Origin of the sequence: Saccharothrix longispora (assembly GCF_030852425.1) — a bacterium.
Lineage (GTDB): Bacteria > Actinomycetota > Actinomycetes > Mycobacteriales > Pseudonocardiaceae > Actinosynnema > Actinosynnema longispora.
This window is the reverse complement of the sequence record NZ_NSDM01000018.1, coordinates 101,866-118,007: the sequence shown is the minus strand read 5'-3', so window position 1 is coordinate 118,007 and position 16,142 is coordinate 101,866. Positions and strand designations below refer to the sequence as shown.

Annotated in this window: 12 protein-coding genes; 8 read left to right on the top strand and 4 right to left on the bottom strand. The window is 71.5% G+C overall.

What is annotated here, in order from left to right:
* Positions 1 to 611: 611 nt before the first annotated feature.
* From CKY47_RS32040 to CKY47_RS32030, 3 genes are all read left to right on the top strand, one after another.
* Positions 612 to 1,370, top strand: coding sequence for a class I SAM-dependent methyltransferase (locus CKY47_RS32040; protein WP_306750079.1), 759 nt, complete (start codon positions 612 to 614; stop codon positions 1,368 to 1,370).
* A 582-nt stretch (positions 1,371 to 1,952) separates the two neighbouring features.
* Positions 1,953 to 5,045 carry an RHS repeat-associated core domain-containing protein gene (locus CKY47_RS32035; RefSeq protein ID WP_306750078.1) on the top strand — a complete coding sequence of 1,031 codons (3,093 nt, stop codon included), beginning with the start codon at positions 1,953 to 1,955 and terminating at the stop codon, positions 5,043 to 5,045.
* 15 nt (positions 5,046 to 5,060) lie between these two features.
* Positions 5,061 to 5,270 (top strand): hypothetical protein, encoded by a 210-nt coding sequence (locus CKY47_RS32030; protein ID WP_306750077.1) that lies wholly within the window; start codon positions 5,061 to 5,063, stop codon positions 5,268 to 5,270.
* 862 nt (positions 5,271 to 6,132) lie between these two features.
* On the opposite strand, the gene CKY47_RS32025 is transcribed toward CKY47_RS32030, so the two are convergent.
* The 4 genes from CKY47_RS32025 to CKY47_RS32010 all read right to left on the bottom strand — a co-directional run bounded on the left by CKY47_RS32025 (position 6,133) and on the right by CKY47_RS32010 (position 9,959).
* Positions 6,133 to 6,687: a hypothetical protein gene (locus tag CKY47_RS32025; protein WP_306750076.1), complete on the bottom strand. Its 555-nt coding sequence runs from the start codon at positions 6,685 to 6,687 to the stop codon at positions 6,133 to 6,135.
* Positions 6,688 to 6,990: 303 nt separating this feature from the next.
* A complete protein-coding gene (locus tag CKY47_RS32020) occupies positions 6,991 to 7,437 on the bottom strand; it encodes a response regulator (protein ID WP_306750090.1) in 447 nt (148 codons plus the stop codon).
* Between the two features lie 418 nt (positions 7,438 to 7,855).
* Positions 7,856 to 8,302, bottom strand: a complete 447-nt coding sequence (locus tag CKY47_RS32015) for an ATP-binding protein (RefSeq protein ID WP_306750075.1) — start codon at positions 8,300 to 8,302, stop codon at positions 7,856 to 7,858.
* Between the two features lie 430 nt (positions 8,303 to 8,732).
* Positions 8,733 to 9,959, bottom strand: a complete 1,227-nt coding sequence (locus CKY47_RS32010; RefSeq protein ID WP_306750074.1) for a PP2C family protein-serine/threonine phosphatase — start codon at positions 9,957 to 9,959, stop codon at positions 8,733 to 8,735.
* Between the two features lie 758 nt (positions 9,960 to 10,717).
* Between CKY47_RS32010 and CKY47_RS32005 the strand changes: the two genes are divergently transcribed.
* The 5 genes from CKY47_RS32005 to CKY47_RS31985 all read left to right on the top strand — a co-directional run bounded on the left by CKY47_RS32005 (position 10,718) and on the right by CKY47_RS31985 (position 16,049).
* Complete coding sequence (locus CKY47_RS32005; RefSeq protein ID WP_306750073.1) at positions 10,718 to 10,903, top strand: hypothetical protein; 186 nt, start codon at positions 10,718 to 10,720, stop codon at positions 10,901 to 10,903.
* Between the two features lie 91 nt (positions 10,904 to 10,994).
* A complete protein-coding gene (locus CKY47_RS32000; RefSeq protein WP_306750072.1) occupies positions 10,995 to 11,216 on the top strand; it encodes a hypothetical protein in 222 nt (73 codons plus the stop codon).
* 915 nt (positions 11,217 to 12,131) lie between these two features.
* Positions 12,132 to 12,494 (top strand): AQJ64_40280 family protein, encoded by a 363-nt coding sequence (locus CKY47_RS31995; protein WP_306750071.1) that lies wholly within the window; start codon positions 12,132 to 12,134, stop codon positions 12,492 to 12,494.
* Between the two features lie 739 nt (positions 12,495 to 13,233).
* On the top strand, positions 13,234 to 13,587 hold the full coding sequence (locus CKY47_RS31990; protein ID WP_306750070.1) for an STAS domain-containing protein: 354 nt from the start codon (positions 13,234 to 13,236) through the stop codon (positions 13,585 to 13,587).
* Positions 13,584 to 16,049: an ATP-binding SpoIIE family protein phosphatase gene (locus tag CKY47_RS31985; RefSeq protein ID WP_306750069.1), complete on the top strand. Its 2,466-nt coding sequence runs from the start codon at positions 13,584 to 13,586 to the stop codon at positions 16,047 to 16,049. Before CKY47_RS31990 ends, CKY47_RS31985 begins: the two co-directional genes overlap by 4 nt.
* Positions 16,050 to 16,142: the final 93 nt, after the last annotated feature.

The following is a 16,142-nucleotide window of genomic DNA, read 5'->3' as shown; positions in this document are numbered from 1 at the left end:
GTCCCGAGAGATATCGCAATAGCTGAACGAATTCCGTCGATAACCTATCGTAGCCATCCGGGCACGATGTGTAAAGGCGACCTGATGCCTCTTCGGGCAATCCCGGCGCAGGTCAGCGAGCCGCGACCGAGGTCACGACGCCCCTTCCGCGCATAGCGGAGATTTCGCCGCCGCCATGCGCAATTCGCGGAAGGACAAGCCGGGCACACGAGACGGAGCACCACGACCGGATCGCTCCTCCTTGCCGGCCGAATGGGAAGTTCGACATTTCATTCCGGGGACACCGGTTCGACACACCGATCACCACCGACCGCGGCGCCGGACGACGGTCCCGGCTTCCGACCTGCGTTGTCGGGTTTGCAGGTTCGGCCTACCCACCGCCTGCTGCCGCACCACCACGAGCGGACCTCCCCTGGACGAACCGCATGTCCGCGTGGACCGGCACGCGCTGGACGGCGCGCAGGAGGATGACGCGTCTGCCGTCGGCCAAGCGGGTCCACCCGTGTGCCGGTCCACCGGTCCCGTCCGGCACGGGCGGGGCTCGTCCGCCCGGGTTGCCGCAGGCGATATCCGGTGGACAGGAGCGCGCGGGCACGGGCACGGTGGCGGGTGTGAACCCCGAGACGTCGCGGAACAAGCGTGCCTGGGAGTCGGCCTCGGAGAAGCACGTCCGCGAGTACGACGACCTGCTGGCGCAGGCGCGGAACCGGTCCTCGCTGGTCCCGCTGGAACTCGACCTGCTCGGGCCCGTGCTGGCCTCGTCGCCCGCGGTGGTGCACCTGCAGAGCGGGCACGGCCTGGACGACGTGGCCCTGGTGGGCGCGGGGGCGCGGTCCGTGGTGGGTGTCGACTTCAGCGAGGTCGCGGCGGCGGCCGCGCGGCGTCGTGCCCGGGAACTCGGGGTGGACTGCCGGTACGTGGTCGCCGAACTGCCCGGGGCTCCCCTGCGCGACGGGTGCGCCGACCTGGTCTACACGGGCAAGGGCGCGCTGATCTGGCTGCCGGACCTCACGGCGTGGGCGGGTGACGTCGCACGGCTGCTCAGGCCGTCGGGGCACCTGTTCGTCTACGAGGCCCACCCGATGGTCCCGCTCTGGACGTGGGACGAGGACGAGCCCCGCGTCCGACCCGATCGCGGCTACTTCGACCGCGACCACGTCAACGACACGTTCCCGGCCAACGGGGCGGTGGAGCGGCAGGCCACCCTCGCCGAGGTCGTCACGGCCGTGCTCTCCGCGGGCCTGGAGATCCTCCACCTGTCGGAGCACCCCGAGCCGTTCTGGCGGCCCGACGGCGTCGACGCCGCGGCGTGGCGGGGACGACTGCCGAACTCCTTCGCCCTGCTCGCGCGACTGGAGACCCGAGCCTGAACAGGCCGTGGGCCGGCGTGACGAGCCTGCGGGAATGCGGCGGGTGTGCGGACAAGACGCACGTGCGGGTCGACGACGTCCCCGGCCCGGACCGCGTGTGCGCCACATCCGAGCGCGAGCGGGGATGGTCCCGGGTGCGCGTCGCGTCTCCCTGAGCCGTACCGGTCCTCCGCGCGGGAGGAGGAACGCTTCGTGGGTGGTGCCTCGCTCGGCCCTGCTCCCGGTACGTGCCGTGGTCGGCGTACGACCGGCCGGGACTGCGTCGTGGTCGGCACCGGTCGACGTCACCGCCGGGGACACGCCACGCGCTTCGGTGATCAGGTGCGGCGCGGTCGTCCTGCGGGCTGTCCCGCCGGCGGGAGACCCCACCGTTGTCGCGCCCCACGCCCGAACGCCGGAGCCGGCCAGGTCACGGCGATCCGCTCCGCCGGCGGTGGACTGGGCCGTGGGGGTGAAGCTGTCGAGCGCGGTTCCGCACGGTGGTGGACCCGTCCGTGTCGTTCGTATGCTCGGACGTGACGCCCGCGAGCACCTGGGGGTGCTCGGCCAGGAGGGCGCTGTACCAGGGGGGACAGACCCATCATGAGACGCAGTTCGCTGCGTGGCTCCGTGCTGCGCACATTCACCGCGGCCGTGGCCGCACTGCTGCTTCCGGCCCTGCTGACGGCCACCGGTCAACCGGCGGTGGCGGCTGTCGACGCGGTGCCGGAACCGCCGGCGTGGGTGCCTTCCGCCACAGTGGACCGGGAACCCGGCGGTGTGGAGGAACCCGACCGCCCGTGGACGGCTCCGCGGGCTGCGCCCGGCGGGGAGCAGCGCGCCGCGGCCACGACGCCGGAGTGCCCTGGGACGACGTCGGAGCTGGTCGACTGGCACCGCGTCAGCGACTCCCTCAAGGTCGGCGTCGACCTCGTCAGCGGGGAGCTGCGGGTCGTGGCGCACGACCTCACCGTGCGCGGAACGGGGCTGGACCTGTCGGTCGACCACGTGTACGAGGGCAGCACCTACTCCTCGACGCTGGGCGGGTGGATGCTCGGCACCGGCCCGGACATCGGGTTGGCGACCGAGTTCCAGGACGAGAGCGGCCACCTGGAGCTGTGGGGCGCGAACGGGTGCAGCTGGGACTTCCCGAAGCGCGCCGACGGCGGCTACGACCGGGCGCCGGGTCTGCCGGCCTCCTTGCGGAAGCTGCCGGGCGGCAAGTACGTCGTCACCTTCGACCGGACCGGTGAGACCTGGTTGTTCACCGCGAGCGGGTGGCTGGTGTCGCAGGCCGACCGCAACGGCAACAGCATCACCTTCCGGTACACCACCCGCGGCGGGCTCGCGTCGATCACCGACACGCAGGGTCGCGTCACCTCCTTCACCAACACGCCCACGGGCCTGCTGGGCGCGGACATGATCCAGTGGATCACCGACCCGTCCGGCGCGAAGTTCGGCGACTTCACCTACGGTCGGACCGCGCCGAACAGCCTCCCCCACCTGACCGGGTTCACCGACCGGGGCGGGAACCGGATCGAGATCGGCTACCTGCCCGACACGTCGGGGACCATCAGCACGATCACCGACGCCCGCGGCGGCGTGCACCGGATCGAGCACGACGGCGCCAGGGTCTCGACGATCACCAAGCCCGGACCGGACGGCCCGCTCACCACCACCTACGTCGACGAGGGCTGGGTGGGCAGCCCGGTGACCGTCACCGACGCCAACGGCCACACCTCCCGCTACGAGTTCGACGACCAGGACCGGCCGGTGTCGGTCACCGACGCCCTCGGCCACCGGCGGAGCACCACCTGGACGGCCAACAGCGACGTCGCCTCCACCACCAACGCCCTCGACCACCAGGTGAGCTACAGCTACGACACGCTGAACAACCCCACCGGCAGCAGCCAACCCACCGGCGCCACCAGCGCCGTCGGCTACACCTCCTCTGCGCACCCGCACCTGCCCACGCTGGTCACCGACCCGTCGGGCAACAACCTGTCGCGCGAGTACGACGACGCCGGCAACCTGCTCAAGGTCCGGTCCGACGCGCTGGACGTCGACGTCGCCACGTTCGGCTACAACGACCCCAACGGCACGGTGTCCTACCGCGTCGACGGCAAGGGCGAGTACACCGACTTCACCTACGACACCGCGGGCAACCTGACCGAGGTCGCACCGCCCGCGCCCGCCGGCGCGACGTCGTACACCTACGACTCGCTGTCGCGCATCACCAGCGTGACGGACGGCAACGGCGTGCGCCTCGACTACGGCTACGACGCCCTGGACCGCGTCACCTCGGTCAAGCACGGCGCGACCGTGCTGCAGGCCAACAACTACGACGCCAACGGCAACCTCACCAAGACCCAGACGCCCACCGCGACCCGCACGTTCACCTACGACCCCCGCAACGCCCTGGTCGAGGCCCGCAAGGGCGCGGAGACGATCACCTACCAGCGCGACGCGGTGGGCAACCTGCTCGCGCTGACCACGCCCAGCGGCACCGCCCACTACACCTACGACGCCGCGGACCGGCTGGTGGAGCTGGACGACGCCTTCGGCGGCACGACCACCTTCGCCTACGACGCCGCCGACCGGCGCACCGCCACCACCTTCCCCGGCGGGGCGACGCAGACCAACACCTACGACTCCTCCGGTCGCCTCACCGCGCTGCGCGTCACCTCCGCCACCGCGTCGGAGCTGATCAACGCCACGTGGCGCTACAGCCGCGCGGACGGCACCGACACCGACAAGGTGCAGGTCCGCACCAGGGCCGGCGGCACCACGACCTACCGCTACGACGCGCTCGGCAGGCTGACCGGCGCCAACTCCGGCACCTACACCTACGACGACGCCGGCAACCTGCTCTCCGGCGAGGGGCACACCTACCAGGTGGACGCCGCCGACCGGTTCACCCGGGTCGACGGCTCCGCGGTCGGGTTCGACGCCGCGGGCAACCTCACCTCCAGCGCCTCCCCGGCCGGCACCTTCACCTACAGCCCCGCCAACCAGCTGATCCGCGGCACCACCAGCGGCCAGACCACCCTGTCGCTGAGCTACGACACCGCCGACCAGACGCAGCCGGCGGCGATCACCGAAACACCGCCCGGCGGATCGGCGACCACGCACGTGTTCACCCGCACCGCGCTCGGGGTATCGGAGACCGTGGACAACGGCGCGCGCACCGGCTACAGCCGTGACCCGGAAGGGCTGCTGCTGGGTCTGCGGACGCCCGCCGGGGCCCGCTACGGCGCCGTCACCGACCATCAGGGCAGCGTCCTGGGCCTGGTCGACACCAACGGCAACCTGGCCGCCAGTTACGTCTACAGCCCCTACGGCGCCGCGGTGACCACGAACGGCGGCGCGATCGCCGACGCCAACCCGTTCCGCTGGCTGGGCGGCTACCGCCTCCAGGGCGGCGTGTACGCCCTGGGCGAGCGCTTCTACAACCCGACCTACGCGCGCTTCACCGCCCCGGACCCCACCGGCCAGGAGATGAACCCCTACGCCTATGCGCAGGGCGACCCGGTCAACCTCAGCGATCCCACCGGCACGGCCCCCAACGCCTGCGACGTCTCCGCCTTCGGCACCGCCGTCGGCTGGACCGCGGCGGGATTCCTGATCCCCGGTTACAACGTCCTGTTCACCGGAGCGGCCGTCGGCGTCGCCTTCACGGCGCTGTGGGTCTGCTGACCAGGAAGGAGAACGGTGCGACGCCACGAACGCGACCGACGACCACCGCCACCGGGCCTCACCGGCCTCGAACGGCGCGCCTACCTGCTGGTGCTCGGGTCGATGGTGCTCAACCTGGTGCTCCTGCTCACCGGCGCGGTGCCCAGAGCGGTGAGCTACGCGGTGTTCCTGACGCTGGCCGTGGCCGCGGCGGGCGTGGCGATCCGCGGCAGGACACGTCGATAGCGTGATCCGCGTCGTGGCGTGCCCGGTGGGCGAGGGCACGCCACGACGCGATCGCGCCGCCGAGGTGCACGGGCTGGCCGCGCCGCGCGACACGAGGGGTCGGGAGGATGCCGACGACCTGAGCCCGTTCGGTGTGCCCGTCGCCGAGTGGAGGGAGCGCATCGCCGGGATGCCCGGCCCCCTCAGCCAGGTGGTCGTGGGTGATGGGCCCGAATGCGCCGGCCCGCACCGACCGACCGCCACGGCCCCGACGCCGCCTCACCCCTTCGGGGGTCACAGCGACGGCTGATCCGGCGACGGCACACCATGCAGGCTCTCCGCGTTCGCCTGCCCCGGCCCCTCGAACCTCGGGGCACCCAGCGCTCATCGGCGCGGCGGTCGTGCCGACGGCACAGTCAGCGGGAACGCGCTCATGACACGGCGAGCGGGCCGACAGCGAGCGGGCCGACAGCGAGCAGGCCGAGCGCAGCCACCTCGCGTCGCACGACCGGTGAAGGCACCACACGCGGAACGCGTCGGATTCACCCGCCCCAGCGGATGGACGCCGGCAACGCGAACGCCGCCTCTCCGCACAACAGCCCGACCCCGGTCAGTCCACCACCACGGTGGGCGCGTCGGTGTCCAGCACGCGGAAGGAGCCCTCCGGCAGGTCGTCCACCACCAGGTGGGGCACACCGCCGTCGCCCCTCGGCACCGCCGCGCCGGCCCTGGTTTCGAAGGCCTCGACCCCGCAACGGCGTACCGCGGTGTCAGTAGCTGTTTCCGAGCTATTGGGGTTGGGTGAGTCGGCGGCTGGTGATGCGGATCATGGACCAGCGGACCATGGGCCTCGTGGTGGTGGGGTGGCCTTGGGGACGGTGGGTCAGAGCGAGGTGATCTCCAGGGTTGCCAGGGCGTAGATGCCGGCGACCGTGCCCAGTCCGAGCGTGCACAGCAGCACGTCGGCGGCCGGGCCGGTGATGATCTGGACGACGCTGCTCCCGACGAACAAGCCGGAGGTCACCGTGCCGGTGACGGTGACCACCACGGCGGCTCCCACAATGGTGGAGGTGCTGTTGGCGGAGACGGTCGAGGTCTGGCCGGTGTTCCAGGTGATGGTGAAGGTGGCGGGCCCGCTGTCCAGCAGGTCGAGGCAGGACCGTCCCGGTTCCTGGCCGATGTAGGTGCGGGAGCCGGAGGTGATGGCGGGGTTGCTCAGCGACACGCACGGCCCGTACTGCCCCGTGACGCTGACGACGGTGTTCTGAGGGGTGACGGTCAGCGGCGGCGTGAAGGTGGTGCTCTGGCTGCTGGGCGGGGTGCAGGTGACGTCCAGCACCCCGGCCGAGGCGGTGCCTGCCGGGCCAAGCACGGTCAGCGCGAGGGCGCAGACGGCCGTCGTCAGCGTGGCCATGACGGTGCGAAACGACTTGATCATCATCGCTCTCCATCCGGGCGGCACCCAATACCCCCTGTGGGCGCGAGCACACACCAAGCACCCAGGATGACCCCACCCTGACGACCCCCGACAGGACCAGCCGGGCGACCACGCACGACAAAAAGGGCTTACCTGCTCAAGCTCGGAAACAGCCACTCGGGGCTTCCTGTGGTGGCGCTCATCGGAACGGTCCCTCCGCCGGTGCCTGGGCCATCGCGACGGCGCGCGGTCGTCCCCCGGTCCGTTCACCCCGTCGGTGCCGGTTCGCCGCTCCGCTTCTGCCACTTGACCGGGCGTACGTGGTCATCCGGGCAGGCGGGCCACGGTGCCGAAGAACGCGGCGACCTGCCGTATGACGGCGGCGAAGTTTTCGGCGTCGAGCGGTTTGGCGATGTAGGCGTTGGCGTGGGCGTTGTAGCTGGCCGCCACGTCGGCCTCTGCCTGCGAGGAGGTCAGCACCACCACCGGGATGGACCGCAGCGCCTCGTCGGCCTTGATCCGGGCCAAGACCTCGCGGCCGTCGAGGCGGGGCAGGTTGAGGTCCAGCAGGACCAGGCCCGGTTTGGGAGCGTCGTCGTCGTGGCCGTCGGTGCGCAGCAGGAACGCCAGGGCTTCGTCACCGTCGCGCGCCGTGTGCAGCCGCACCGGGCTGTCGACCAGGGCTTCGGCGATCATGAGCGCATCAGCGGGGTCGTCCTCCACCAGCAGCACGTCCAGCACCGCTTCGTGGGTAAAGCCCGAGGAACCCATCGCGTTGGTCACGCGGTGACCTTAATCGCCGCGACCCGAGGTGCCGGCGTGGATGCCGCCGCCCAACCTGGATGTCGTTCAGACCCGGTTCCCGCCGTGGTGGTCCGGGTGAGCACCACTCCACCGCTCGTCCGTCACGCGCCGCACGTGTGGGTCCGTGCTCCCGGCACCTCGACGCTGGAGCCGGCCGGGCGTCCGCCGCTGGACGGTCGCGGCGCTCCTGGTGGCGTCGGACGCCGATCTGCTCGACGATGTTCGGGGTGCGGAGCGACAAGCCTTCGTCAGATCCGTACGCGATCGACCTCCCCGCTCCACGCCCGCGTTTCCCTCTTCGGGACCGACCACGTACCAGCAGAGGACCGGCGGCAGGCGGAACGACCTTCGACGTCGAGCGGCCAGTCGCTTTCGCGGTGCGCGGTCAGACCGGGACGGGAAGCCGCGCCCACACCACTTTCGTCGCTCCCGTGCGGCGCACACCCCAGTCGCTGCTCAGGACTTGGACCATGCGCAACCCGTTACCGCGATTCCGCCCTGCCGTGGAACCCCCGACCGTCGGAACCCGGTCGGCGGATGCGTCGTGGACCTCGATGACCAGTTCGTCGTCGTCGCCGTGGCCCCGGCGACATATCCTCAGTCGACGGGGCCCGTCGGCGTGATCACACGCATTGGCCACGAGTTCGTTGCACACAAGTTCGACATCCTGCACGAATTCCTCGTGAAAGCCCCGGAGCAGGTTGCGTACTTCCTGTCGCATCACAGCCAGGTCTTCGCACGGCAGAGAAGTCTCCAGTGCCACCTCGTCCTTGCCGTGACCAGTGTGCTCGCCTGCTCGGGAAGGCTGGTCGGAGCCCGGGTACAAGGTCACGGACACGGCTCCCTTCGCGAGTCGGACGCGTCCGCCCTGCCTCATGCACGTGTGCATGGACTACCCCCACTACGCCATTCGCATGCCTGCTCGGCACAGGCAGCTCATTCCCATTCCATGGGATGGGGCGGAACGTGCGCAGGCTTCCGACGAGATGGGGGTCGACGAGGTCGCCGGACGGGCCTGGGATAGCCGGAAGCTCGCGAACGCGATCAGCGCGGTCCGGTACCGGCGCCGCGGCGCACCCGCTTTCGCGGGATCGAGGTCCTGGCCGGTGTCGGCGCAAACGCAGGTCGGGGCCACGTGGAGCAGCCTGGGTGGCACCCGGACCACTGCCGCTCTGCGAGGTGCCGTCGCTTTCGCGCGCCGTCACGGCGCGGACGGGACTCCGGTCGACCTGGAAGACCTGTGGCTCGTGGTGCTGCGGGCGTCACACCGGCGGGTGGAACACGGGGCTGTGCAGTACCGTCACCAGGGCGACGTCGTCGCCGGCGGGCTGATCGCCCACCATGGCGGCCATGATCCGGACGCAGGCCGCTTCCGGCGGCATCGGGGACACGACCCTCCGCAGCTTCTCCAACTGGTCGTCCAGCTCCACGTCACGGCGTTCCACCAAGCCGTCGGTGTAGAGGGCGATCAGCGCTCCGGGTGGCACGTCGGTGCTCGCACCCCGGCGGCCGGTGACGGCCAGGTTGTAGCCGATGGGCGGACCGACCGGGACATCGACGAAGCAGGCGTCCTGCCCGGGCAGGACGAGGAGGGGCGGCAGGTGGCCCGCCAGCGCGAGGTCCATGCGGTGGGTCGCCAGATCGATGACCGCGTAGGCGACGGTGGCCATGCTGTGGGCCTCGAAGTGGCCGGCCTTGCGGTCGAGCTTGCCGAGCACGTACGTCGGGTCGGGGGACTCCAGGGCGTAGGCGCGCAAGGCGCTGCGCAGCCGGCCCATGACGATCGCGGCAGGCAGCCCGTTGCCCACCACGTCACCCATCACCACGCCGATGCGCCGGCCGGGGAGGACGAACACGTCGTACCAGTCGCCGCCGACACCGCTCTCGGCGCCGGGAACGTAGCGGGCGGCCATCTCCCAGCCCTCCGCAACGGGCAGGTGTCCGGGCAACAGGCTTTCCTGCAGCATGGCGGCGGCGGCCCGTTCCGAATGCGACCGGTGCATGTGCGCCGCCATCGCCAGCCGGTCGGCCACCAGTTGCAGCAGCTCGACCTCGCCGTCGGTGAACCGACGGGTAGTGGTGCTGCCGACGTGCAGAACCCCGATCAGGTCGCCCTGGGTGACCATCGGCACACCCAGCAGGACCCGCAGACCCCGCTCCCACAGCAGCGGGCTCGTCACCGTGGACTCATCGACGTGATCGACGTACACCGCCTCCCGCAGCAGGGCCACGCGGCCCGCGAAGCCCGCGCCCACCGGTACCCGAACGCCTTGGAAGACTTCCTCCCGCAGACCGGAGGTGGCCCTGACCGCCAACTGCTCGCCGCCGGGGTCGACCAGCAGAACGGTGGCGGTGTCGACCGCGAACAGGTCGCGCACCCGCCGCAGCAGCACCTCGAAGAGCTTCTCCTGGTCGAGGTCGCGGAGCGTGCTGTCGGTGACCGCCTCCAACACACGCAGCCGCAGCTCCGGGCTCCGCATATCACCCATACCCCGCCCCCTCGTCCGCCGTCCGACCGCGTAAGCCTACGGAGTGAATCCTGCTGGGCTCGTCCAGGCGACCTGAACTCCCCCGACAGCTCGGAGGCTGGTCCTCCCCTGGTTGCACGGAGTCGGTGATCCCTCACCCGGAATGTCGACCGGGTGTTCCGTCCGACTCCGGGGACACGGTCGTGCGGACGATGCGGACCGGGTCGCTCGTGACAGGGCGGACCCCGGGTGTCCACTGGGCCGATCGCCGATTTCCCGGTGCACCTCGATGTCCGCGTTCCGGCTGGCGCCTTCGCCGTTCCTCTGGCGGTGGGCCGCCCGGGGCCACCCGCCGCGTGCTCGACCAGTGCACTCGCAGACCGGCGTCGATCCTGTGGGCGGCCGGCGGCGGCGTGCCGGTGCGCAGGTCGCCGCGGCGTCAGGCGGGCACGGAACGTCATGGTCCGCTGTGCCCTACGGTCACCGCGACGGGTGAAGTCCTCCTCTACGGTGCTCATCGGGGCGGGACTCCGCCGTGCCAGGACGCGGCTGAGGGAGCGCAGGTGCCGTTCACCGGGGCCGACTGCGCTCACGAGCACGACCACGTGGCCCGTGAGCGCGCGGTCGCATCGGCAGGCGGTCGCCGGGACGTCCGGTCGTCGTGTTCCCGGACGGCCGCGTGCCGGTCGGGTCGACGAGCACCGAACTCGCCACCGGCAGCCGATTCCCGACGCGGGTCGACGGGGTGCCGACAGCGCTGTGGAGCAGAAGCGGGCCGGGTGGGCGCCAAGGGCGGGCACAAGCCGCGGCAGGCGGTCAGGCGGCGCAAGCGCGGCGAGGCACGGGCGGTCGCGCGGGCGCAGGAGACCTGGTTCACCCGGCAGAGCGGGCTCACGCAGGTCGCGGTCTTCCTGGGGTACTCCGGCTACTGGTCGGCGGGCACTTCCTGCTGCGGGGCGCGGTGATCCCGGCGGTGGGCGCGCCGACCGGCGGGGTGCCGGCGGTTTCCACTCCGGTGGGCTGGCTGTTCGCCTGCGGCGTGTTCGCGGCGGGGGCGTGCCGGTGGTCGACCGGCACACCACGACGCCTGCGACGGTGAAGCGGCTGGACGTCGTCCTCGGGGTGTGGTGTGCGGTCGCGGTGTGCTCCTTGCCGGTCAGCGACTACGCCGACGACGTCTCCCTTCCCGTCGACTACCGGGCCGGTGTGCACTCAGTCGGGTCCGGCATGCCCGTCTCGCCGGTGGTCGCGGGTGTCATCGCGCCGGGATCGACCTGAGCCGCCGCCCGGGGCGCTGCGACGACCACGGCGGTCGTGGCCCGCACCACCAGCGCGGCGGTGACCACCGCCACGGATCTGCGCAGCACCGAACGGCGCTGCTCGACGCGCCTCCGCACCGGACACGGGATCGCGGAAGGTCCGCCCTCGGCACCGGAGCCGGTGCACGACGTCGTAGCCGCACGCGGGAGCGGACACGCCCGCCGACTGCGGGACGTGGTCACCACGGCGGTGACGGCAATCACCTTGGCCCGAGTGGACGGAAAGAATGAACAATGCGCATCGACCTCACCGCGGAGGGGCGATGCGGACATCCGCGTGTCGGCATCGACCACAGGGTGAGGACCTGGGGTTCGCAAGCCCGCCGAACCCGTCCCAACGGCGGATCGCCGGTCGATTCGACAAGCAGAAGGCATCGCCCCATCATGGAAGCACAACAGGGACCGTCATCCCCGCAGGAGTCCCGGCCAAGCCTCCGGCAGTGGGACGCACAAATCGTGTCACGACACCGGTGGTGCGAGTAGTGGTCTTTCCAGGTGACGGCGAACGATTCATGCGGTCACGCCCGGCCCATGTTCCCGTCGTCCACGACCGACCACGTTCCCGGGCACCCGGACCGTCCGGCGGTTGATCGCGGAGACCGCCCGGTGCGCTTGTGACGACACCCGCGGCAGCGACACCCGTCCGCGATCACCCGCCCTCGGCGCGGCGTACGTACGACACCGCGGAACCGTCCTCCGCCGGGCCGCGACGCGCGCCGGCGGTCAGCACCTCACGCGACGGCGGTCCGGCAGTGGCAACCGGGACGGGGCCGGTGCGATCCGGGGCGTTGTGGGGGATCTCCCCGATGCGGCCGACCCCGGGGTGGGGTTGAGTCCGTTCCGGACTGCCCCATCGACGAGGAGGTCCGTGCTCATGAGGATGGCGATCGAGTGGATCAGCGTCGACGAGCGGTTCCCCCACGACGGCGTCCCCGTCGCCGCCGCCGTGACCGGTCGCTACCCCGTCGATCCCGACGACCCCGAGCCGTTGAGCGGTCAGGAGTTCTGGCTGGTCCTCCCCGCGCACTTCCGCCGCCTCCACCTCGTGGAGGACACCGGCGAGGTCGTCGAGAACTGCTTCATCGACGCGGACCGCGTGGTCCGCCACCCCCTCGGCGGGAGGAGCGACGAACTGGTCACGCACTGGGCCGCACTGCCGAACCTGCCCGGAACGGACGTGCCTCGGGTCATCGGCGACGGCGTCCAGCCCGCCCTTCGCGCAGCGTCGGGCGACTGAACCCCCGCCGGCGCGCACCCGCGCCCACCGGAACTCGGCGCGGCGTGCCGGTCTCCCGGCGGCGGACCGCCAACAGCCGGCCCGGGAATCCGCCGGGCGGCGCGGAGGTGGAGCGTGGTGGAACAGGGAACCACCGCGAGCCTCCGGCCGACGGAGTCGATCTCCGCAGGCCTGGTCCCACCGAGGACTCGCGCCCTGTCGCGGACCGGCATCCGGCCCGGTCCCGATCGCAGCGGTCGTCAATCCACTTCACCGGGAAAGCCCGGCGACCTCTTCGGCGTGAATAGAGCCTCGACGAAGTCGACACCAGCGGAACGACCACTGCGGAAATACGGCCATCGGAAGCCCTCGAATGCGGTTCGACGCTGCCGAACGCGTCCGACGGCTCCCATTCCGCTCCCACAGTCCGCTCCGGGGCGTCACCATGGAGGTGCTCGACCATTTCAACCACGGTCGGGTGAGCACCACCGTGGCAGCCCGCCCGCCGGGACGGGCACGGAGGCGCACCACGACGTCGCGACCGACGCCTGCGGAGCACCCTCACCGCGCTCGGCCCCCACCGGCACACCGGTGCGGTGACCCACTGCGGACGTCAACTGCACCGCACGGCCCTCGGAGCGTCGATCAGCGACACCCGACACCCTTGGGCGAGACACCCGACCTCGTGCTCCAGGGCTACCCTGGTCCCACCTGCGGTCACACGGCGAGGTGGAAGTCCGGACGAAGGAGAGGAGCCAGGGTGCACGAAGCGCTGCCGCTGGAAATCGGTGTTCACGACCGCGGTGCCGACACCGTGGCGACCGTCGTGGGGGAACTCGACTTCGGCACGACCCCCAGGATGCTGGAGGTGGTCGAACCCCTCGCGGCCGAGGGTCGGACGCTGGTGCTGGACCTGTCCGAACTGGATTTCTGCGACTCCAGCGCGCTCAGCGCGCTGGTCCGGTTGCACAAGGTGGCCAAGGCGGCGGGCGGTGCGCTGCACTTGGCCGCCCCGCGCCCCCAGGTGGAATCGGCGATCACCCTGACCATGCTGCACCAACTCCTGACCATCCACCCGCGAGTGCCCGACGCGCCGGGTGGATCGACCCCGTGAGCAGCCTCCCCCCTCGGGACGCCCGGGATGGTCGCGACTTCGCCTCCTTCGGCCTGTCGGACATGGTGCGGCTGACCGCCGACCTCCGGGCCGCAGCCGAGAGCGCCGACGACTTCGCCGCCGCGGCAGCCGAGGTGGTGGAACGGTTGCGCGACCGTTTCGCGGACGAACGCGGCGGGTCGGTCGTGCGGTCGGCACGCTTGTTCTCCACCCGTCGTTTCGACGCGTTGCCCGAAGCGTCCCAGCAGGTCGTGCGCGAGAGCGTGTCGGGCGATGTCGAGGCGGGCGCGTGTTGCCTGGTGCTGGAAGCCACCGCCGGGATGGGGCCGACGCGGACCGCCCCGACCGCGTCGGGCATGCCCGGCACGCTCCTTCCGACCTCGGCGGAGGCCGCGGCGGCGGTGCCGATGATCTCCGCGCTGGCCGCCGCGTCGGGTTCGCGGAGTGCGGGTGGCACGACCCGCGAGGCGTGGGACCGGTTGGACGTGTTCCACGTGCCGGAGGCCGACGGCAGCGAGCACGTCCCGGATCAGGACTTCGTCCGGGAACACGGCGTCCGCTCGGCGCTGGCGTTCGGTGGCGCGCTGCCCGACGGGAACCTCTTCTGCGTGGTGCTGCTCGCGGGCGTGCCGATCCCCGCGGGTACCGCAGAGCTGTTCCGGGCGGTGGCCGTGAGCATCCGAGCCGGGTTGCTGGCCCACCCCGTCGGTGGGCGCGGTGACGTCGACGTGGTCGCGCAGCGCGACGCCCTGCGCGACCACCTGCGCGTGCTGGAGAACACCTCCCGCGAACAGGCGGCCGACCTGGAGACCACGGTACGGCGGCTGCGCGCCGAAGTTGAACTGGTCGACACCCTGCAGGTGGTCGGTCACCGGCTGACCTCACAACTCCACCTCGACACCCTGGTCCAGGACGCCACCGACGCGGCGACCAAGGCGACCGGGGCGGAGTTCGGCGCGTTCTTCTACAACCTCGTCGACCAGTACGGCGAGTCCTACACCCTCTACACGTTGTCGGGCGTGCCCAGGTCGGCGTTCGAGCGCTTCCCCATGCCCCGCAACACCGACGTGTTCGCCGTCACCTTCAACGGAGAGGGCGCGGTCCGCTCCGACGACATCACCCAGGACCCCCGCTACGGCCACAACACCCCCTACCAGGGGATGCCACCAGGACACCTCCCCGTTCGCAGCTACCTGGCCGTACCGGTGATCTCCCCTTCATCGCAGGAGGTGCTGGGCGGGTTCTTCTTCGGCCACCACGAGGCCGGGCGGTTCACCGAGCGGCACGAGCAGTTGGCCGAGGGCATCGCGGGCTACTCGGCGATCGCCCTGGACAACGCCCGCCTGTTCGACCGCCAGCGCTCGACGGCCACCGAACTGACCCACAGCATGCTGCCCGCGGTGCCTCACGTGACCGGTCTGGCCATCGCGTCCCGTTACCTGCCGGCGGCCACGGGATCGGAGGTCGGCGGTGACTGGTTCGACGTCCTCGAACTGCCGGCCGGGCGCACCGCGTTCGTCGTCGGCGACGTCGTCGGCCGGGGTGTGACAGCGGCGGCCGTGATGGGGCAGATGCGCACCGCCGTGCGCTCCTACGCACTGCTGGACCTGCCACCCGCCGACGTGCTGCGACACGCTTCGGGACTGGCCGGTGTCACCCCCAAGGCCACGTTCATCACCTGCTTCTACGCCGTGCACGACCCCGCCGACAACACACTGGCCTACGCCAACGCCGGTCACCTGCCGGCGATCCTGACGCGCCCGGACGGCACGACCGACCTGATCGGCAAGGGCCTGGGCATGCCGCTGGGCGTCGGCGAGACGTTCCTGCAGCGACAAACGTCATTTCCGGCAGGCGCACGCCTGACCCTCTACACCGACGGCCTGGTCGAGAGCCGCGACCGCGACTTGACCACCGGTATCGAAGCCCTGCTGGCCGAACTCGGCGCCTTGCCGCGCGAGCTGGACCTCCAGGTCGCCTGCGACAAGCTCATCGACCGCCTCACCGCCGGACGCCACGACGACGACGTGGCGCTGCTGCACGTGCACCACCTCGCCGGGAACCGCCGAGTGGCCTCCATGCCGCTGGACACCGGTCCGACGGTCACGACCCGGGCACGCGCCTTCGTCGCCGCGCACCTGGGCCTGTGGGACCTGCCCCAGGTGCGCGACGCGGCGCTGACGGTGACCAGCGAACTGGTCGCCAACGCGGTCCAGCACACCAACCGCCCCATCGTGCTGCGCCTGCACCACCAGGACTCCCTCCTGTCCGTCGTCGTCGCCGACCACGGCGCCTCCGCGCCGCGGCTGTTCGAAGCGACTCCGCAGGAGGAGCGGCACCGCGGGCTGATCCTGGTCGACGCGTTCGCCACCCGGTGGGGCACCCGGGCCACCCCGGACGGCAAGGTCGTCTGGGCCGAGATCGCCACGACGCGCACCCGGCCCCCGGGAGGAACGTCGTGACCGCGATCCCCGTCGCTGCCGGTACCGCCGACCCGGCTGCCGGTGTCGCGAGTACCGTCTCCCGGAGGGTGCGGAGACTGGCACCCCACCTTG

Excerpts from the sequence above, each read along its gene's own strand:
- CKY47_RS32035 (WP_306750078.1), top strand. The coding sequence starts at position 1,953 with ATGAGACGCAGTTCGCTGCGTGGCTCCGTGCTGCGCACATTCACCGCG.
- CKY47_RS32025 (WP_306750076.1), bottom strand. The coding sequence starts at position 6,687 with ATGATCAAGTCGTTTCGCACCGTCATGGCCACGCTGACGACGGCCGTC.
- CKY47_RS32020 (WP_306750090.1), bottom strand. The coding sequence starts at position 7,437 with ATGGGTTCCTCGGGCTTTACCCACGAAGCGGTGCTGGACGTGCTGCTG.
- CKY47_RS32010 (WP_306750074.1), bottom strand. The coding sequence starts at position 9,959 with ATGGGTGATATGCGGAGCCCGGAGCTGCGGCTGCGTGTGTTGGAGGCG.
- CKY47_RS31995 (WP_306750071.1), top strand. The coding sequence starts at position 12,132 with ATGAGGATGGCGATCGAGTGGATCAGCGTCGACGAGCGGTTCCCCCAC.